16 protein-coding genes are annotated in these 18,662 nt (G+C 69.7%); 9 read left to right on the forward strand and 7 right to left on the reverse strand.

Going from position 1 to position 18,662, the window contains the following annotated elements:
• Positions 1 to 499: 499 nt before the first annotated feature.
• Together manD and ACYC1Z_RS07920 are read right to left on the reverse strand one after the other, a co-directional pair.
• Positions 500 to 1,708: a D-mannonate dehydratase ManD gene (gene manD / locus ACYC1Z_RS07915; RefSeq protein WP_461408983.1), complete on the reverse strand. Its 1,209-nt coding sequence runs from the start codon at positions 1,706 to 1,708 to the stop codon at positions 500 to 502.
• Positions 1,695 to 2,474 (reverse strand): GntR family transcriptional regulator, encoded by a 780-nt coding sequence (locus tag ACYC1Z_RS07920; RefSeq protein ID WP_461408984.1) that lies wholly within the window; start codon positions 2,472 to 2,474, stop codon positions 1,695 to 1,697. The genes manD and ACYC1Z_RS07920 overlap by 14 nt, the downstream gene beginning before the upstream one ends.
• A 155-nt stretch (positions 2,475 to 2,629) precedes the next feature.
• Between ACYC1Z_RS07920 and ACYC1Z_RS07925 the strand changes: the two genes are divergently transcribed.
• The 5 genes from ACYC1Z_RS07925 to ACYC1Z_RS07945 all read left to right on the forward strand — a co-directional run bounded on the left by ACYC1Z_RS07925 (position 2,630) and on the right by ACYC1Z_RS07945 (position 8,512).
• On the forward strand, positions 2,630 to 3,739 hold the full coding sequence (locus tag ACYC1Z_RS07925; protein ID WP_461408997.1) for an L-idonate 5-dehydrogenase: 1,110 nt from the start codon (positions 2,630 to 2,632) through the stop codon (positions 3,737 to 3,739).
• A 140-nt stretch (positions 3,740 to 3,879) separates the two neighbouring features.
• Positions 3,880 to 4,854: a TRAP transporter substrate-binding protein gene (locus tag ACYC1Z_RS07930; RefSeq protein WP_461408998.1), complete on the forward strand. Its 975-nt coding sequence runs from the start codon at positions 3,880 to 3,882 to the stop codon at positions 4,852 to 4,854.
• A gap of 61 nt (positions 4,855 to 4,915) precedes the next feature.
• Positions 4,916 to 5,461 carry a TRAP transporter small permease gene (locus ACYC1Z_RS07935; RefSeq protein WP_461408985.1) on the forward strand — a complete coding sequence of 182 codons (546 nt, stop codon included), beginning with the start codon at positions 4,916 to 4,918 and terminating at the stop codon, positions 5,459 to 5,461.
• A 2-nt stretch (positions 5,462 to 5,463) separates the two neighbouring features.
• Positions 5,464 to 6,759 (forward strand): TRAP transporter large permease, encoded by a 1,296-nt coding sequence (locus tag ACYC1Z_RS07940; protein ID WP_461408986.1) that lies wholly within the window; start codon positions 5,464 to 5,466, stop codon positions 6,757 to 6,759.
• Positions 6,760 to 6,829: 70 nt separating this feature from the next.
• Positions 6,830 to 8,512: a protein kinase domain-containing protein gene (locus tag ACYC1Z_RS07945; protein ID WP_461408987.1), complete on the forward strand. Its 1,683-nt coding sequence runs from the start codon at positions 6,830 to 6,832 to the stop codon at positions 8,510 to 8,512.
• Positions 8,513 to 8,738: 226 nt separating this feature from the next.
• Here the strand turns inward: ACYC1Z_RS07945 and sucB are convergent, their stop codons facing one another.
• From sucB to ACYC1Z_RS07960, 3 genes are all read right to left on the reverse strand, one after another.
• Positions 8,739 to 10,571, reverse strand: coding sequence for a 2-oxoglutarate dehydrogenase, E2 component, dihydrolipoamide succinyltransferase (gene sucB, locus ACYC1Z_RS07950; protein ID WP_461408988.1), 1,833 nt, complete (start codon positions 10,569 to 10,571; stop codon positions 8,739 to 8,741).
• Positions 10,572 to 10,594: 23 nt separating this feature from the next.
• Entirely contained in the window at positions 10,595 to 11,974 is a 1,380-nt protein-coding gene (lpdA, locus tag ACYC1Z_RS07955; RefSeq protein WP_461408989.1) for a dihydrolipoyl dehydrogenase, read from the reverse strand.
• A gap of 177 nt (positions 11,975 to 12,151) precedes the next feature.
• Complete coding sequence (locus tag ACYC1Z_RS07960) at positions 12,152 to 13,627, reverse strand: leucyl aminopeptidase (RefSeq protein WP_461408990.1); 1,476 nt, start codon at positions 13,625 to 13,627, stop codon at positions 12,152 to 12,154.
• Positions 13,628 to 13,671: 44 nt separating this feature from the next.
• Between ACYC1Z_RS07960 and ACYC1Z_RS07965 the strand changes: the two genes are divergently transcribed.
• Genes ACYC1Z_RS07965 through ACYC1Z_RS07975 form a run of 3 tightly spaced genes read left to right on the forward strand, consistent with a single transcriptional unit; the run spans position 13,672 to position 15,576 of the window.
• Positions 13,672 to 14,025 carry a hypothetical protein gene (locus ACYC1Z_RS07965; protein WP_461408991.1) on the forward strand — a complete coding sequence of 118 codons (354 nt, stop codon included), beginning with the start codon at positions 13,672 to 13,674 and terminating at the stop codon, positions 14,023 to 14,025.
• On the forward strand, positions 14,022 to 14,504 hold the full coding sequence (locus tag ACYC1Z_RS07970; protein WP_461408992.1) for a hypothetical protein: 483 nt from the start codon (positions 14,022 to 14,024) through the stop codon (positions 14,502 to 14,504). Before ACYC1Z_RS07965 ends, ACYC1Z_RS07970 begins: the two co-directional genes overlap by 4 nt.
• A 40-nt stretch (positions 14,505 to 14,544) precedes the next feature.
• Positions 14,545 to 15,576, forward strand: coding sequence for a quinone-dependent dihydroorotate dehydrogenase (locus tag ACYC1Z_RS07975; protein WP_461408993.1), 1,032 nt, complete (start codon positions 14,545 to 14,547; stop codon positions 15,574 to 15,576).
• 62 nt (positions 15,577 to 15,638) lie between these two features.
• Here ACYC1Z_RS07975 and ACYC1Z_RS07980 read toward each other — a convergent pair whose 3' ends face one another.
• Together ACYC1Z_RS07980 and ACYC1Z_RS07985 are read right to left on the reverse strand one after the other, a co-directional pair.
• The gene (locus ACYC1Z_RS07980; RefSeq protein WP_461408994.1) at positions 15,639 to 16,655 is read right to left on the reverse strand and encodes an aldo/keto reductase family protein; all 1,017 of its coding nucleotides are present in this window, start codon (positions 16,653 to 16,655) and stop codon (positions 15,639 to 15,641) included.
• A gap of 31 nt (positions 16,656 to 16,686) precedes the next feature.
• Complete coding sequence (locus ACYC1Z_RS07985; RefSeq protein ID WP_461408995.1) at positions 16,687 to 17,268, reverse strand: DUF3043 domain-containing protein; 582 nt, start codon at positions 17,266 to 17,268, stop codon at positions 16,687 to 16,689.
• A gap of 151 nt (positions 17,269 to 17,419) precedes the next feature.
• On the opposite strand from ACYC1Z_RS07985, the gene ACYC1Z_RS07990 reads away from it, so the two are divergent.
• Positions 17,420 to 18,662, forward strand: a 1,243-nt coding sequence (locus tag ACYC1Z_RS07990) for a M20/M25/M40 family metallo-hydrolase (protein WP_461408996.1), incomplete at its 3' end; no start/stop codon positions are given.

Consider the following 18,662-nt stretch of genomic DNA (forward strand, 5'->3'; position numbering starts at 1 on the left):
CCGGTCCCCGGCGACCACCTCGGCGTGGATCCGCCGTTGCAGGTCCCAGGCCCACCGGTAGTCGACCAGCGCGGTTCCCAGATCGATGCGCTCAAGCTCCACCCCTCGATCGTAGACTGCGCCGGCTCCCGCGCGGCTGGCCGTCCATGCTGCGACCGTTGGTCCATCCGCCCGCTCATGCCCGATCGCGCGGGCAGCGCACGCCCGCGACCGCGCGGGAGTCACGATGAACCGACCGACCCTGACCAGGCATCCCGGCCCCGTACCCGTCTCGGTCCTCGTCGTCGACGCGGCAACCGACTACTCACTGCTCCTGGTAGCGAGCTACCGCGCGGAACTGACCCGGCACGACCACCCGGCCGTGGCGATGCGTGCCGCGCGGCGCGCGTGGACGACTTCGCCCGCATCGGCGCCAAGGTGCCACATCTCGCCAACCTCACGCGCTATGGGAGCCCGCAGTGGAGCTTCCCAACCCCAGGACGCGGTTACCGCTTGTGCATCACCAGTCGTGCACCGACCCGTCGAGGCGCCGAGCCACTGGCAAGTACTTGGGGTCATAGGGGAACCGGTTGGCGGCTTTGTCGTCGTACTGGACACCGAGCCCCGGCTCTTCGGACACGGACAGCATCCCGCTGCTGAAGGTGGCTCCGCCGTGAAACACCTCGAGGGTCTCGGGAGCAAAGGCCATGTACTCCTGGATTCCGAAGTTGGGGATGGAGACGTCGATGTTGGTCGCGGCTGCGAGGGAGATTGGGGACAGATCAGTGGGGCCGTGGGATCCGCTGCGGACCTGGTAGAGGGCGGCAAGGTCGAAGATGCGACGCAGATGGGTGATTCCGCCCGAATGGGAAACCGAGGTGCGGACATAGTCGATCAACTGCTCGGTGATGAGGCTCTGGACGTCCCAAATGCTGTTGAGGACTTCCCCGACGGCAATCGGGGTGGTCGTGTGTCCGCGAATGTGGCGAAAGCTCTGCTGGTTCTCCGCCGGAGTGGGATCCTCCATCCAGAACAGGTGGAGCTCCTCGATCTCTTTGCCGAAGCGTGCCGCCTCGTTGGGAGTGAGTCGATGGTGGACGTCGTGGAGGAGGTGGAAATCGAACCCGAAACGGTCGCGGACCTTGCGCAGGTATTCGGGCGCGAAGGCGAGATACTGTTCGGTGGACCAGGCCTGCTCACTGGGCAGTGAGGTTGCGGCGGGTTCGTAGACGAGCCCCTTGCGCACCCCGTAGCTGCCGGCCAGGCCGGGCACGCCGGCCTGGGCCCGGATGGCTTGGTATCCAGCTCCCTGGAAGCGTGCGATGTCGTCCATGAGTTCTTCGACGTCCGCGCCACTGGCGTGGCCGTAGACCATCACCGCGTCACGGGAACGGCCCCCCAGCAGTTGATACACCGGAAGACCGGCAACCTTGCCCTTGATGTCCCACAACGCGACATCCACGGCGGCGATCGCCGTCATCGTCACCGGGCCCCGACGCCAGTACGAGCCGCGGTAGAGATACTGCCAGGTGTCCTCGATGCGTGCCGGATCGCGACCGATGAGCAGCGGGGCCACGTGGTCACGCAGGTAGGACGCGACCGCCAGTTCACGTCCGTTGAGCGTGGCGTCGCCGAGGCCGGTGACCCCGTCTGACGTGGTGATGCGGAGTGTGACGTAGTTCCGTCCCGGCGCCGAGACGAAGACTTCGGCCTTCTCAATGGTGCTCATGGAGTTCCTTGGGCCGGGTACCGACCTGGGGTGGGGCAGATGATGGGCTGGTGGGGGTCTCCCACACGATGACGGACTTACGCACCGGACGTGCGTTCGGGTCGGAGACGAACAGCTCCGGGGACGTGCGCTCCACGGACTGGATGTCCTCGAAGATGACGCGCACATGGTTACGGAGCAGGTCCTGGGCGCCCTCGAGGTTCCCCGCGACCAGAGCATCGAGGATGGCGCGATGCTCGTCGACGAACCTGCGCGTCGATGCCTGCTGTTTGTAGCCGAGCAGCCGCGCCCGATCGAGGTGTCCCTTCGCCGCCACCACGGTCTCCCACGATGCTTCATGGTCGGCGAGCGCCATGAGCCCCCTGTGGAAGTCCTCGTCGAGCTCGAAGAACGTGCCGAGGCTATCGGTGACATGCTCCTGGGCGTCGAGGTTGGACTGCAAGGCCGCCAGCACCACGGGGTCCAGTGGCGACCTCAGTGATCGCAGCGATGCGAGTTCCACTGCTTCCCGCAGGAACTGCGCTTCATGCACTCGGCGCGGATCGACACGCGAAACAAAGGTCCCCACCTGTGGAATGACCTCAACCAGGCGTTCCTGGGCGAGGAGTAGCAGGGCCTCTCGGACTGGGGTGCGCGAAACCCCCAGAGTGGCTCCGACTTCGTTCTCGGAGACGGCGGTCCCGGGTGGTAGTTCCAGGCGGATGATGCGCGAGCGAAGGAAGTCGTAGGCCTCGCGTCGGCCAACCCTCGTGGTCTGGGCCGCCATGTCCGTTCCCTCCCTCGGGCTTTCACGTGTACCCATCCTACGGGGTTGACACCGCTTCTGGACGATGCTTGTATACCACCGCACCATACAGGCAGTCGTCCTCACTTTCCGTAGAGGTTCGGCATCAGCGCAACGAGGCGAGGGGTAGTCAGACGATGTCGTCTTCTGTCAACGGCGAACGTCCTCTTCGCGACACTTCTGTAGAAGATCAACCGGAGGAGCACGTGAAAGCAGTAGTCGTGCACGGTCCGGGCGATCTTCGGGTCGATGACCTGCCCCAACCAGTGCCGGGGCCCGGGGAGGTGCTCCTCGCCGTCGAGTGGGGCGGTGTCTGTGGCTCGGACCTGGCCTACGTCGCTCGTGGGATATCGGGCACCGCGGTGCTCAAGCACCCACTGGTTCTCGGCCATGAGTTCGCCGGCCGCGTCGTCGCCGTCGGTGATGGCGTCAACGAGGCACTCGTGGGCCAGGCCGCCGCGGCCTACCCGCCAACCCTTGTCGGCGATGGGGCCATGCCCGAACGACTCGCCGGCCGCACCAACCTTTACCCGTCGGTGCGCTACTTCGGTTCCGCAGCCCTGGCCCCTCACACCGACGGCGGGTTTGTCACGCTCAAGGTGATCCGGGCTGACCAACTCATCGCTCTGCCAGACGGCGTCAGTACCCGCCTCGGCGCCGTCGTTGAACCTCTCGCCGTAGCGCTCCACGCGCTTCGGCGAGCCGCAGACCTCGTGCCGGGCGGCGTCGTGGGACGAGAGATCCTGGTCAATGGTTCAGGCCCGATCGGTCTGCTTGTCGTTGCAGCGGCCAAACACCTGGGAGCGGCATCGGTGACAGCTGCTGACGTCTCACCGGCGACCCTGTCGCTCGCTGTGGCAGTGGGCGCAGACGAGACCGTGAATGTCTCCTCGGCTCCGTTCACCCGGGAGTACGAGATCACCATCGAGGCATCCGGGGCGCCGGGAGCCCTGGGGCCCGTCCTGCGTGCGACGGCTCGAGGAGGTGCTGTCGTCCAGGTCGGCAACCTCCCGGCAGTCGAGGTGTCGGCCGTCCTGGGGGATCTGGTGACCCGGGAGATCCTCTGGGGCGGCTCGTTCCGCTTCGTCGACGAGATGACCGAAGCCGTCCAGCTTCTTGCTGATGGGCTCGACGTCGAACCGATCCTCACCCATGACTTCGCCATCGATGACGCCATCGAGGCGTTCGCCGTGGCCGCCGATCGGTCCACCGGCTCCAGCAAGGTGCTGCTCCACATGGCCGGATGACCAACGCCTCCGTGCGACAGCCGTCGCGGATCAAATACTGCTGAACCCATCCACCCGATCGACAAAACCCTCGGAACACGATGCACGTCTACAAAGGAGTTACTGTGAAACGACCACTCGTCATCCTGACAGCCGCCGTCATGACGGTCGGGCTTGCTGCGTGCAGCCCTGACACCGGCGAATCGGACGCCGGGCCCACGACCATCCGCGTGGCTGACAACTGGGCTGCGAGCCATCCGATGGCTGCAGCACTCGACGAGGTCTTCAAGACCCAGATCGAGGAAGCCTCCGACGGTGAGCTGCTCGTCGAGGTTTTCCACTCGGGCACCTTGGGCAACGAGTCGGACCTCTGGGACGGCGTCCGAAACGGCACCCTCGAAGCCGTCGTCGTCGGTACGCCGATGAATGAGGAATACCCGAAGATGCTCATCTCCGACTGGCCGTTCCTCTACCGCGACCTCGAGCACGCCAAGACCGTGTGGACCGGCGATATCGCCCAGGACATGAGCGACCAGTTCAACGAGCAGTTCCCGACGACCTACATCCTCGGCTGGGGCCCGAACAGCGCCCGGACGTTCTCGAGTTCCAAGCCCCTGGAGTCAGTCGATGACTTCGCCGGGCAGAAGTTCCGGATGCCCGGCAACCCGATCCACCTCGGCATCGTGGAGAGCGTCGGCGCCAGCCCGCAGGTGATCCCGCTCGGCGAACTGTTCACCGCACTCGAGACGGGCGTCGTCGACGGCCAGGACAACGGCATGGTGACGATCATCAGCGAAGGGTTCTACGAAGTCCAGGACTACGTCTACGAGACAAACCACATCATCGCCACGCTCGAGCTCATCGTGAGCGCGCCGTTCATGGACAGCCTCAGCGAGGAGAACCAGCAGATCGTTCGCGACGCTGCCGACGCCACGGTCGCGCAGGCGTGGGACAACTACCTTGCGAGCGTCGACGCAGACCGGGCCTTCCTCGAGGAGAACGGGGTCACCGTCACGCCGATGACGGACGCCGACCGTGAAAATATGATCGACCTTTTAAAACCACTCACGGAGAAGCTCCTCAGCGAGAACGACTGGGCACCGGCGCTCACAGCGCAGATCCAAGAGATCAACTGACCTCCTGCTGGCGGGGTGCCGACGAGCAGGCACCCCGCCACACGAGGCAAGGAGGAGTTGCGTGACGAAGGTATTCAACTCACTGTTCCGAGCTGTCGAAGTGCTCATGGCTGTGTTTCTGTTCATGATGGTCGCCCTCATGTTCTTGAACGTTGTCCTGCGCTTCCTGTTCTCCACCGGCTTCGCCTGGTCGGAGGAGGTGACACGACTGAGCTTCATCTATCTGGTGTACCTCGGGACGATCGGCGCCTTTCGGGACAACCAGCACCTCGGTGTGGACACGCTCATCGATCGTGTCCCCGAGAAGGCTCAGAAGGTTCTTTACACGATCGTCCAGCTGATCATCATGTGGACCATGTGGCTGCTCGTTCAGGGGAGTTGGGACCTCGCCGTCCAGAACCTGGGCGATCGGTGGGTCGCCACCCAGTACCCGCGGGCGCTGGTCTTCGGGATCGGTGTCGTCACCGGGGGCGCGATCCTGTTCATCGCGGGCGCAAACCTCTACCGGCTGTTCATTCTGAAGCTATCCGTCAGTGAGCTCATCGCCACCAAGGATTCGGACGTCGAAGGCGTCATCGGCGCCGAAGAATCTCAAGGGAATGGGTAGGCATGCGGGTTCTTGGACCTTTGTTCGGCTACCTCATTGGTGCGATCGCCATCGGTGTGCCGATTGCCTTCGCGCTCCTCTTCACCTCGGTCGCCACCGGTGTGCAGATGGGCGGAAATGCCGGCGATCCGCAGATCATGGCCGCGCAACTCATGCGCGGCACGGACTCCGTCGCGATGATGGCACTGCCATTCTTCATCCTGACCGGCGAACTGATGAACCGTGGCGGTTTGACCCGCCGGATCATCGCTCTTGCCAGAGCTACCGTTGGCCGGGTCCGGGGCGGCTTCGGATACGTGACCATCCTCGCCTGCCTTCTCTTCGGAAGCCTCGTCGGTTCTGCCGTGGCGAGCACCGCTGCCCTGGGTGCGATCCTCATCCCGATGATGGTGCGCGAGGGATACAACCGGGAGCGCTCTGTCGGGCTGGTCGCTTCTGCGAACCTCGTGGCACCGATCATGCCGCCCTCGGTGCCGCTGATCATCTTCGGCGCGACGGCGGGTGTTTCGATCAGTTCGCTGTTCCTCGCGGGCATTGCGCCGGCTGTGTACATCACGGTAACGATGGCCGTCGTGTGGTTCCTCATCGCGCGTAAGCACGAGAACATCAAGTCGGACATCCCCAAGACTTCAGTCAAGGGGCACTTCAAATTGCTTTTCGGTGCCATCTGGGCACTACTGCTGCCGGTGATCATTCTGGTCGGCCTGCGGAGCGGCATATTCACAGCAACCGAGGCCGGCGTCGTCGCGGTCGTGTACGCGTTGTTCGTGGGTTTGGCGGTCTATCGTGAGATCAAATTCAATGAGCTTCTCAGTGCGTTGATGGCGTCGGCGAAGATGTCAGCCGTGGTCATGTTCCTGGCGGCTGCCGCACAGGTCGCCGCCTATTACATGGCGATCTCCGGCCTGCCGGCGACCGTCACCAAGGTGTTCGGAGCCCTCACCGATCATCCGACGCTCCTCATGATCATCCTCATGCTGTTCATCATCGCGGTGGGGACGATCCTTGACGTCATACCGACGATCCTCATCTTCACGCCGATCTTCCTGCCGCTCCTCAACGAGGCCGGAATCAACCTCATCTACTTCGGCATCGTCTTCACGCTGGCCAATGTCCTCGGCCTCATCACGCCCCCGGTCGGCCCGTCGTTGAACGTGGCGGCTGCCGTCGGGAAGGTGAAGGTCGGTGCGACCATCAAGCCCGTGATGCCGTACCTCCTCGCCCAGACCGTGCTCGTCATCGTGCTGGTGCTGGTCCCGGAGCTCATCTTGACCCCGTTGGGCTGGCTGGACACCTAGACAAGGGCGCCGCCGGCGCCAGAACGACATGAGCAGATGGTCCTCGCAGCCGCGAGGACCATCTGCTCATGTGCCTCAGCTACTCGCGAATGACCCCCAGGGACTCTCGGGCCGTGGCCAGACCCTGCTGGAACCCGGGATCATCCACGACCTGGCCGGGTCGCGTGGTGACCGTGGCGCCACCGGGTACAGCGCGAACGCCCCGCCCCACGCGCTGTCCACAGGCAGTGCGGTCCCCGTGCACGCGGGGGCGCGGCAGTGGTTGGCTCGGACCATGTTCCAGCATCGTCGCTCTCACCCTCCCGGGGCCCCGGACGTGCCGGGCTACGAGTTGTTGACGCCCGTCGGGTTCGGCGCTGCCGGGGCGGTCTGGTCCGCGCGGGACCCGGGCGGGCACGGCGTCGTCGTCGCCGTCGTGCCACTGGCCCCGGGGCCCCGCGGCGCTGCGCAGCTGCGGCGGCTGGGGCGGCTGCGCGGCAGCCACCACCCGCACCTGGCCCAGGTGCTCGACGTCGTCGCGCTCGCCGAGAGCCGCTGCGCGGTCGTGAGCGAGGTGGTCGCGGGTCCGAGCCTCGCCACCGTGCGCACCGCCCGTGGTGGGCTCACCGCGCCCGAGATCGCCACGCTGCTCGCCGGCCTCGGCGGGGCACTGGGGTATCTGCACGCGCGCGGTGTCGTCCACGCCGACGTGTCCCCGACAAATGTCCTCCTCGCCCCCGGCGGGGTCCCGGTGCTCGTGGATCTGGTGGGCGAGGGGGTCCGGGAGCGCGGCACGAGCGGGTTCGTCGCGCCCGAACGGGCCGACGGCGCCGCCCCCGGCGCCCCGGGCGACGTCTGGGCGCTCGCCCGGCTCCTGCTCTGGGCGAGCGACGGCGACGCCGCAGTCGACCGGCTCGTCGGTCCGGCGCTCTCCGCGAATCCGGGGACCCGGCCGGCGGCGCGTGACCTGGCGACCCTCGCGCCGAGCCTGGCCCACGCGAGCGGGGTCGTGCTCCCCGACCCGGGCGCACTCGCGCAGGCTCAGCTGCGGGCGGACGCCGTGCACGTCCCCACGCAGCTCGCCCAGACCCGGCGGGTACGCCGGGTCCACCGGCGGGGGAGTCCCGTGCGACGTGTGGCGGTGCTCATCGGTCTGGCGGTGCTGGGTGTGGGTGGGGTCGGCTGGACCGCGGGCGGCGAGCTCCCGGCACCCGGTACGAAGGTTGTGGACGCCGGACCGGCCGTCGCCACCGAGCACGATCCGGGGGGCGGCGCCGGTGGGAACGTGTCCGTCGGGCAGGCCGAGGTCCTCGTTGCTGTGCGAGAGCTGCTGACCGCGCGGGACGACGCCCTGCGTACCGGCGACGCCGCGTTGCTGACATCGTTGTCGGTGCCTGGCTCGGCTCCGGCGGAAGCGGACGCGCTCCTGCTCGACCGGCTCCTCGCCGCGGGCGCCGTCGTCGAGGGTCTGCGCACCGAGCTCTCCCGGTTGCGGGTGGTGGCGGCCGCGCCGGGCCGAGGCTCACACGGCGAGGGGGCGCAGGGCGCGGCCGGGGGTGCGCCGGTGGGCAGTGGACCGGCAGGTGGGCGTACGGAGGTGGGTGGGGGTGGTTCCGGAGGTGCGGTCGTCGTCAAGGCGTGGACACGGCAGGGGGCGTACTCCGTCGTGACCGAGGGGGCTTCGCCGACCGAGGTACCGGCCCAGCCGGAGCGGTGCACCCGGCTCACGCTCGAGCGGCCGCCGTGGCGGGTTGCCGATGTGGCGCCCTGCTGAGGTGGAGTCCCCGCCCGGCGAGCGAGGACTCACCTCCCTCGGCCCTCCCTCCTGACCGGGCAGTTGCCCATCGATCTGCCTGGTGACGGCGCAGCGTCCGAGGCTCGCCCGTGGCGCGTTCGCGCGAGCGACGACGCTCGCGTTCATGGAAGGTAGCGGCGCCCCGCACCGAGGTGCGGGGCGCCGTGGTGTCCTCAGGTCGAGGTGCCTTCAGACCATGGCCGCGTCAGCTCAGACCGACCTCGGCCTCGAACGCGCCCTCCTCGAGGCGGCCCTTGACCGTCTGGAGGAAGCGGCCCGCGTCGGCGCCGTCGACCAGGCGGTGGTCGTACGTCAGGGACAGGTAGATGATCGAGCGGATGCCGATCGTCTCGTTGCCCTCGACGTCCATGACCACGGCGGGTCGCTTCACGATGGTGCCCACGCCCATGATCGCGACCTCGGGCTGGTTGATGATCGGCGTGTCGATCAGCAGACCGGCCGAGCCGGTGTTGGTGATCGTGAAGGTCGACCCGGACAGCTCGTCCGGGGTGACCTTGCTGTCCCGGGTGCGGGCCGCGAGGTCGTTGATCTTCTTGGCGATGCCACCGATCGTCAGGTCACCGGCGTCCTTGATGACCGGCACCAGCAGACCGCGCGAGGTGTCGACCGCGATGCCGATGTGCTCGGCGCCGTGGTAGATCACCTGGTCGCCGTCGATCGTGGCGTTGAGCTTCGGGTGCGACTTGAGCGCATCCGTCACCGCCTTCACGAAGAACGGCAGGAAGGTGAGCTTGGTCCTCTCCGCGGCCTGGAAGGCGTTCTTCGCCCGGGCGCGCAGGTGCGCGACGCGGGTGACGTCGACCTCCATGACCGAGGTCAGCTGCGTGGACGTGTCCAGCGACTCCCGCATGCGCTTGGCGATGACCTTGCGCAGGCGGGTCATCTTCTCCGTGGTGCCGCGCAGCGGCGAGACCTCGACCGGCGCGGGCGTACGCGGGCCGGCACCGGCTGGAGCGGCCGGGGCCGCCTGTGCTGCGGCGGCCTTCGCCGCGGCCATCTCGACGTCCTGCTTGCGGACGCGACCGCCGACGCCGGTACCGGTGAGGGTGGCCAGGTCGACGCCCCGTTCCGCGGCGAGCTTGCGCACGAGCGGGGTGACATAGGCCGTGCCGGCCGCGGCGGGCTCCGCCTTGGCGGTGGGAGCAGACCCGGACGCGGGAGCAGGGGTCGGGGCCGCAACGGCGGCGGGGGCCGGAGCGGCGGCTGCAGGGGTCGGTGCGGGAGCGGCGGCGGGGGCCGGGGCTGCCGGTGCCGGGGCCGCCGGTGCCGGAGTTGCCGGTGCCGCAGGAGGTGCCGGGGGAGCGGCGGGGGCAGGTGCGGGCTCTGCGGCCTGTGGGGCCACCTCGGCCGGAGCAGCGGCAACGGCCTGCCCGACGATGACGAGGTCGGTGCCGACCTCGACCGTCTCGTCCTCCTGGACGAGGATCTTCACGACGGTGCCTGCGATGGGCGACGGCACCTCCGTGTCGACCTTGTCCGTCGAGACCTCCAGCAGCGGTTCGTCGACCTCGACCGTGTCCCCCTCCGCCTTGAGCCAGCGGGTGACGGTGCCTTCGGTGACGGACTCGCCCAGGGCGGGCATCTTCACGGCTTCGCCGGCGGTGTCAGCCGCTGCCGGTGCCGCCGCGGGTGCGGCCGGCTCCGGCTGTACCTCGGCGACGGGTGCGGCTTCGGCGACGGGTGCGGCCTCGGCGGGGGCCGGCTGGGCGGGCGCTGCCTCGGCGGGGGCCGGCTGGGCGGGTGCTGCCTCGGCGGCCGGCGCGGACCCACCACCGTCAGAACCGTCACCGATCACGACGAGGTCGGTGCCGACCTCGACCGTCTCGTCCTCCTCCACGAGGATCTTCTCGACCACACCGGCGATCGGCGACGGCACCTCGGTGTCCACCTTGTCGGTGGACACCTCCAGCAGCGGCTCGTCAACCTCCACCGACTCCCCGACGGCCTTCAGCCACCGGGTGACGGTGCCTTCGGTGACGGACTCGCCCAGTGCGGGCATCTTCACGGACTCAGACATGTCCTGGCGTCTCCTTCAGTGGGTCAGTTGTGGGCGTGCAGGGGCTTGCCGGCGAGGGCGAGGGCAGCCTCACCCATGGCCTCGTCCTGCGTCGGGTGGGCGTGGACGAGGTTGGCCACGTCGTCGGGGTATGCCTCCCAGTTGACGATGAGCTGGCCCTCACCGATGAGCTCACCCACGCGCGCACCGAGCATGTGAACGCCCACGATCGGCCCGTCCTTCTCGCTGACGAGCTTGATGAAGCCGGTGGTGCCGAGGATCTGGCTCTTGCCGTTGCCGCCGAGGTTGTACTCGACGGTCTGGACGCCGTCAGCGCCGAACTTCTCCTTCGCCTCGGCCTCGGTGAGGCCGACGGAGCCGACCTGCGGCTCGCAGTACGTCACCCGGGGGATGCCCGACTCGACGATCGTCGGCGGGTTGAGGCCGGCGATCTCCTCGGCGACGAAGATGCCCTGCTGGAAGCCGCGGTGCGCGAGCTGCAGCCCGGGGACGATGTCGCCCACGGCGTAGACGTTGCCGACGCCGGTGTGGAGGCGATCGTTGGCGAGCACGAAGCCGCGCTCCATCGGGATGCCGTTCTCCTCGTAGCCGAGGTTGGCGGTCGCCGGACCGCGGCCGACGGCGACGAGGAGGAGTTCGGCCTCGATCGTCTTTCCGTCCTGCGTGGTGACGACGACGCCGCTGTCGTTCTGGGTGACGCCGGCGAACATGGTCTTGGTGTGGAACGTGATCTTGCGCTTGCGGAACGCGCGCTCGAGGCCCTTGGAGAGCGCCTCGTCCTCGTTGGGGACGAGGTGGGGCAGGCCCTCGACGATCGTCACGTCCGTGCCGAAGGAGCTCCACACGGAGGCGAACTCGACGCCGATCACGCCGCCGCCGAGGACGATCGCGCTCTTCGGCACGTAGTCGAGCTCCAGCGCCTGCTCGGAGGTGATGACCCGACCACCGATCTCGAGACCCGGGAGCGTCTTGGAGTACGAACCCGAGGCGAGCACGATGTTCTTGCCCTTGTACCGAGCGCCGTCGACCTCGACGGTGTCCGGGGCGACGAGCTTGCCCCAGCCGTTGATGACCTCGACCTTGCGGGACGAGACCAGGCCCTGCAGGCCCTTGTACAGCTTCGCGACCACGCCGTCCTTGAAGGTGTTGACGCCGGCCATGTCGACGCCACCGAGCGTGCTCTGGATCCCGACGCTCTCGCTCTCGCGGACGGTGTCGGCCACCTCCGCGGCGTGGAGGAGGGCCTTGGTGGGGATGCAGCCCCGGTGCAGGCAGGTGCCGCCGACCTTGTCACCCTCGACGAGGGCGACCTTCATACCCAGCTGAGCACCACGCAGGGCGACGGCATACCCACCGCTTCCCGCTCCTAGGACCACGATGTCGTACTCCTGCGAATCAGCCACGTACCTCTCCTTGAACACGCTCAGGGGACCTCTGGTGGGTCGGTATCACGGTCATTCTTTCACTCTCCGCGGGTCGAGGCCCAACCGTTCCGTGCCGAGCCGGTCACACGGACGCTCTGGGCCGCGGCCACGGGCCGGTCACGGCACGCACCGACACCTTGGCGCACTTCCTCGAACTCAGCGACCCGCTGCCGCCTCGAGGAGGCCGAGCAGCGTGCGGAGCCCCGCCGCGGTGCCGCCCTTGGGGGTGTAGCCGAACGCGTCGCGGGTGTTGAACGCCGGGCCGGCGACGTCCAGGTGCGCCCACGGCGTGGCGCCGACGAACTCCTGGAGGAAGAGCCCGGCCACGAGCATGCCGCCGGACCGGTCGCCCATGTTGGCGATGTCTGCGACCGGGGACTTCAGCGAGTCGCGCAGCTCGGTGGGCAGCGGCATCGGCCAGAACTCCTCGCCCACCGCGCCGGCGGCCGCCAGGACGTCATCGCGGACGGTGTCGGTGCCCATGACGGCTCCGATGCGCTCGCCGAGCGCCACCACCTGCGCCCCCGTGAGGGTGGCGATGTCGATGATCGCGTCCGGCCCCTCCTCGTGCGCGGCGGCGAGCGCATCGCCCAGCACCAGACGCCCCTCGGCGTCGGTGTTGAGCACCTCCACCGTGGTGCCGCCCCGCATGGTGATGACGTCGCCGGGTCGCTGAGCCCCGCCACCGGGCATGTTCTCCGCGATCGCCAGCCAGCCGGTGACCTTCACGGGCAGGTCGAGGGCGGCGGCCGCGAGGACGGTGTGCAGCACGGTGGCCGCGCCGGCCATGTCGTCCTTCATGTGGTCCATGCTCTTGGCGGGCTTGAGGGACAGGCCGCCGGAGTCGAAGGTGATGCCCTTGCCGACCAGCGCGTAGTGGGCCTTGGCGCGCGCCGGGGCGTGGACGAGCTTGACCAGGCGGGGCGGGCGCTGCGAGCCCTGCCCGACGGCGAGGATCCCGCCGTAGCCACCGGCCTCGAGCGCCTTCTCGTCGAGCACCGTGACCTTGACCTTGGTGCCCTTCGCCGCGGCCGTGGCAGCGGCGGCGAACGTCTGCGGGTAGAGGTGGCGGGGCGAGGCGTTGACGAGGTCACGGGTGGCCCGCACACCGTCGCCCACCACCCGGGCCCGGGCGAGGGCGGCCTTGGCGAGCTTGTCCCTGACGAGCGGGGTGACCAGCTCCAGGCGGGCCACCGGGGCGGGGTCGGAGCTCTTGTAATGGTCGAAACGGTAGGCGCCCAGCAGGGCACCCTCCGCGACCGCACCGACCTGTGCGGCGGTGTCCGCGGGCAGGGCCAGCAGCACGTGCGCGGTGCCGGCGAGGGCCCGGACGGCCGCACCGGCCGCTCGGCGCAGCGCCTCCGGGGCCGGGCCGTCGGTGCCGACGGCGCCCATGCCCGTGAGCACCACGACCGCCGCGGGCAGGTCGGTGCCGGCCGGGACACGGACCACCTCGTCGGCCTTGCCGCTCACCCCGAGCGCGGGGAGGAGGGCCTCGACGGCGGCCAACCCGGCACGGAGCGGGTTGCCGACCAGGATCCGGGGGCCGTCGTCGGTCTTCGCGACCGCGACGACGAGCGCATCGGCGCTGGAACGGGCTGGGAACTTGGCGATGAGATCGAGATCAGTCACACGCCGATGCTAGTCCGCGGGGCGCGGGGGGATAACCTCCCGGGGTGCTCCTCGCCGTCTCTGTCAGCGCGATCCTCGCCGCCGTCCTGGCGCTGTGGGCGACGTGGTTCGCCCTGGCCGACCGTGCCGTGATCCTCAGGCAGCTGATCTTCGGCGGCGTGGTGCTCCTGGCGCTGGTCGCGCAGGTGGTGGTCGCGCTGGTCGGGGTGAACGGCGGGCACGTCCTCGCGGACCCGTGGACGTTCTGGGGCTACGTGGCGACGGCGATCGTCCTGCTCCCGGCCGCGGGGGCGTGGGCGTTCGCGGACCGGAGCCGGTGGAGCTCGGTGGTCCTGCTCGTGGCGTGCGTGGCGATCCTGGCGATGCAGGCCCGCGTGTGGCAGCTGTGGTCGGCATGAACGGAGAGAACATGATGACGAGCGAGTACCGCCCACCGGTGGCCACCGGGCCGACGACGGACACCCGACGTCCCGCCTACGGGCTCGGCCGCGTCCTGATCCTCGTGTACGGCGTCTTCGCCGTGGCCGCGCTCGCCCGGGCCACCGTCCAGCTCGCGCAGCGTGCCGTCGACGCCCCGCTCGCGTACGCCCTGTCCGCGCTCGCCGGCCTCGTGTACCTCGTCGCGACCGTCGCACTCGGGCACAACGGACGCCGCATGCGCCGCGTCGCGTGGGGCGCCGTGATCTTCGAGTTCGTCGGCGTGCTCACCGTCGGCACGCTGAGCCTGGTCTCCCCGGACCTGTTCCCGGACGACACCGTCTGGTCCAGTTTCGGCCGGGGGTACGGGTTCGTCCCCGCGGTGCTGCCGGTGCTGGGCATCGCGTGGCTGTGGGTCTCCAGCCCCGTCCGGGTCGCCGCGCGCAGCGAACGGGACTGACGCCCACGGCGGCGGTGCACGCCGCCGGTAGGCTGGCGACGTGTACCCCCTCGCCTTCCGGCTCGTGGCCGCGCGCGTGGACCCGGAGCGGGCCCACCACTACGCGATGGTGCTGATCCGCGGCGTCGGGCAGGCGCCGGCGCTCAGCGCCGCGGTGCGTGCCACGCTCGGGCGCCGCCCCCGCCGGCCCGTGACGACGGTCGCCGAGCACGGCCCCCTCGCCCGCGCGGTCCCGGGCGTGCTCGGTCTCGCAGCGGGCATGGACAAGGACGCCGACGCCGTCCTGGGCATGGACATGCTCGGCTTCGGCTTCGTCGAGGTGGGGACCGTCACGGCGCTGGCGCAGCCGGGCAACGACCGGCCCCGGTTGTGGCGGCACGTCGGGCAGCGTGCCCTGCGCAACCGCATGGGGTTCAACAACCGCGGGGCCGCCGCGGCCGGGGAGCAACTGCGGCGCCTGCGTGCGACCCGTCGGGGACGCGGTGTCGTGGTCGGCGCGAACATCGGCAAGAGCAAGGTCACCGAGCTCGAGGATGCCGTGGCCGACTACGTGACCAGCGCCCGCGAGGTCGCCCGCTGGGTCGACTACCTCGTGGTCAACGTCTCCTCACCCAACACCCCGGGCCTGCGCGATCTGCAGGCGGTGGGCACCTTGCGCCCGATCCTCGCCGCCGTCCAGACCGCCGCGGACGACGTCGCGCGGCGCCGGGTGCCCCTGCTGGTGAAGATCGCCCCGGACCTGGCCGACGCCGACGTCGACGCCGTCGCGGACCTCGTGCTCGAGCTCGGCCTGGCCGGGGTGGTCGCCACCAACACCACCGTCGACCACGACCTGGGCCCCGGGGGGCTCTCCGGCGCCCCGTTGCGCGCCCGCGCCCTCGCCGTCGTCCGCCGGCTGCGTGAGCGGCTGGGGGAGGGGCCGGTGATCATGGGCGTCGGTGGGATCTCCTCCGTGCTCGACGCCGAGGCCATGCTTCTCGCCGGCGCCGACCTGCTGCAGGCGTACACCGCGTTCATCTACCAGGGCCCCGCGTGGCCGGGGCACATGAACCGGGCGCTGGCCGCGCGGTAACGCGGCCCAGGGCGGACGCGGTCGCCCTGGGCCCGGGGCTACCGCGCGAGCGGGAGCGCGGTTCAGGACGGACGCGAGTGCGGGGCGCGCTGCGACGTCAGGGCGGGATCGCGGACGACCTTGTCCCCGAGGATCTCGTCGATGCGCCCCATCAGCTCGTCGGGGACGTCCACACCCGCCGCCTGGACGTTCTCCGCCACCTGCTCCGGCCTGGAGGCACCGATGATCGCCGCGGCGACGTTGTCGTGCTGGAGCACCCACGCCACGGCCAGCTGGGCCATGGTGAGGTCGAGCTGCTCGGCGACCGGGCGCAGGAGCTGGACGCGGCGCAGCAGCTCCTCGTCGTCGACGAGCCGCCGGATGAATCGGTCGCCACCCTTCTTGTCGGCCGCGCGGGAGCCGCCGGGCACCTGTGTACCCGGTGCGTACTTCCCGGTCAGCACGCCCTGGGCCACGGGTGAGAACACGATCTGGGACAGGCCCAGCTCACGGGAGGCGGGCACGACGGCGTCCTCGATGACGCGCCAGAGCATGGAGTACTGCGGCTGGGAGGAGACCACCTGGAAGCCGAGCTGCCCGGAGAGGTCGTGGGCGACGCGGATCTGCTCCGCCGTCCACTCGGACACGCCGATGTACAAGGCCTTGCCCTGGCGCACGACGTCCGCGAACGCCTGCATCGTCTCCTCGATCGGCGTGGCGACGTCGTACCGGTGCGCCTGGTAGATGTCGACGTGGTCGGTCCTGAGGCGCTTCAACGAGCCGTTGATCGACTCCATGATGTGCTTGCGGGACAGGCCGGAGTCGTTCGGTCCCATCGGGCCGGTGGGCCAGAACACCTTCGTGAGGATCTCGAGCGACTCGCGCCGCTCGCCCTTGAGCGCCTTGCCGAGCACCTTCTCGGCCTTGCCGTTGGCGTAGGTGTCCGCGGTGTCGAAGGTGGTGATCCCGGCGTCGAGCGCGGCCCGTACGCACGCCGCCGCTGTCTCCTGGTCGATCTGGGAGCCGTGCGTGAGCCAGTTGCCGTAGGTGATCTCGGAGATCTTCAGGCCGGAACGGCCCACGTGCCGATGAGTGACCATGCCCGTGATGGTAGCCGGGGCGACGGCGCCGTCAGGCGGGGAACTCTCCCCGCTTCACCTGCGGCTTCGGCTGTCGGAGCCGGCGCCAGTAGAAGTTGCGACCGAAGGCGTAGAACGCCGTCCAGCGCGGGATGGCCTCGGCGCCGAACTTCTTGACGAGCTTGCGCCTGAGCATCTGGGAGGCGATCGCGGACTCGACGATCGCGACGAGGAGGAGGGCGTACATGCCGATCATCAGGGTGTTCGCGAGAGCCACGTTGGCGGACACGAACATGAGGACCACGATGATGACCAGCGCGAGCGGCATGAAGAACTCGGCGAGTGACCAGCGGGCGTCGACGTAGTTCCGGGCATACCGGCGCACCGGACCCTTGTCACGCAGCGGCAGGTAGCGCTCGTCGCCGGTCTGCATCGCCATCCGCTGGCGCTCGTAGGCCTCGTTGCGCTTCTGGCGCGCGATCCGCTTGGCCTCCTTGCGGTCGTCGACGACGATCGGGCGGCGGTTGCGCGCCTCGGCCTCCTTGCGCTTGGGCGTGGGGTGGCCCTTCCCGGCGGGCGCCTCCTGGGCGACCACGGGCTCGGCGGGGGTGCTGGTTCGACGACGTCCGATCACCCGACCATGGTAGTTGAGGAGAGACGGTCGGACGTCGTGCGTCAGGCCACGTCGCGCGGAACCGTCCGCAGCGGCGGCGGAACCACCCGCGGACGACGCTTCGCCACGCCGCCGACCACGGTCGAGCCCCGGGCCGGGCTAACCTCGACCGGTGACCACCGTCGACGACATCACCCGCCGTACCCACGAGGCCTTCCCCCGGGTGCGGGCCGATCTCGAGGCCCTCGTGCGCATCCCGAGCGTGTCCTCGCCCGCTTTCGACCAGGCCCACGTGCGCGCCAGCGCCGACGCCGTCGCCGCGCTGCTGCGCGACGCCGGTATGCCCGAGGTCGACGTCCTCACCCTCGAGACCGGGGACGGCCGCACCGGCCGCCCCGCCGTCCTCGCGCACCGCCCCGGCCCGGCCGGCGCGCCGACCGTCCTGCTCTACGCCCACCACGACGTCCAGCCCCCCGGTGAGGGCGCCGGGTGGTCCACCGCGGACCCGTTCGAGCCCGTGCAGCGGGGTGAGCGCCTCTACGGCCGCGGCGCCGCCGACGACAAGGCGGGCGTCATGGCGCACGTCGGTGCCCTGCGGGTGCTCGGTGAGGACCTCGGCGTGGGCGTCACCGTGTTCGTCGAGGGCGAGGAGGAGATCGGCTCGCCCACGTTCGGACCGTTCCTGCGCGCCTACCGCGACCGCCTCGCCGCCGACGTCATCGTCGTCGCCGACTCGAACAACTGGAGGGTGGGTGTGCCCGCCCTGACCACGTCGCTGCGCGGCCTGGTCGACTGCGACGTGGAGGTGCGCGTGCTCGACCACGCCGTCCACTCCGGCATGTTCGGCGGGCCGATCCTCGACGCCGTCACCCTCATGGCGCGCCTGGTCGCCACGCTCCACGACGACGCCGGCGATGTCGCCGTCGCCGGCCTCGTCGCCCGCCCGGACGCAGCGGTGGACTACCCCGAGGCCGCGCTGCGGGCCGACGCGTCCGTCGTCGACGGCTACCGCCTGGCGGGCACCGGGGCGCTGGCCGCGCGCATGTGGACCAAACCGGCGATCTCCGTGATCGGGCTCGACGCGACCTCCGTCGCGAAGTCCTCGAACACGATCGCCCCCGTGTGCCGGGCCAAGCTCTCCATGCGCATCGCCCCCGGGCAGGACCCCCGCGCGGCCGAGGCCGCCCTGACTGCGCACCTGACGGCACACGCCCCCTTCGGGGCGCAGGTGAGCGTGACACCGGGGGAGCGCGGCCAGGCCTTCGACGCCGCGGAGGACACCGACGAGATGCGCACCGCCCGGTGGGCGTTCCGGCAGGCGTGGGGAGTCGAGCCGGTCGACATCGGCGTCGGTGGCTCCATCCCGTTCATCGCCGACCTCGCCGAGATGTACCCAGAGGCCAAGATCCTGGTCA

The sequence above is a fragment of the Georgenia sp. genome (assembly GCF_054605595.1).

Bases quoted from the DNA above. Each gene is read 5' to 3' on its own strand.
- ACYC1Z_RS07925 (WP_461408997.1), top strand. From the start codon at position 2,630: ATGTCGTCTTCTGTCAACGGCGAACGTCCTCTTCGCGACACTTCTGTA.
- sucB (WP_461408988.1), bottom strand. From the start codon at position 10,571: ATGTCTGAGTCCGTGAAGATGCCCGCACTGGGCGAGTCCGTCACCGAA.
- manD (WP_461408983.1), bottom strand. From the start codon at position 1,708: ATGAGCACCATTGAGAAGGCCGAAGTCTTCGTCTCGGCGCCGGGACGG.
- ACYC1Z_RS07940 (WP_461408986.1), top strand. From the start codon at position 5,464: ATGCGGGTTCTTGGACCTTTGTTCGGCTACCTCATTGGTGCGATCGCC.
- ACYC1Z_RS07920 (WP_461408984.1), bottom strand. From the start codon at position 2,474: ATGGCGGCCCAGACCACGAGGGTTGGCCGACGCGAGGCCTACGACTTC.
- ACYC1Z_RS07930 (WP_461408998.1), top strand. From the start codon at position 3,880: ATGACGGTCGGGCTTGCTGCGTGCAGCCCTGACACCGGCGAATCGGAC.
- ACYC1Z_RS07970 (WP_461408992.1), top strand. From the start codon at position 14,022: ATGAACGGAGAGAACATGATGACGAGCGAGTACCGCCCACCGGTGGCC.
- ACYC1Z_RS07980 (WP_461408994.1), bottom strand. From the start codon at position 16,655: ATGGTCACTCATCGGCACGTGGGCCGTTCCGGCCTGAAGATCTCCGAG.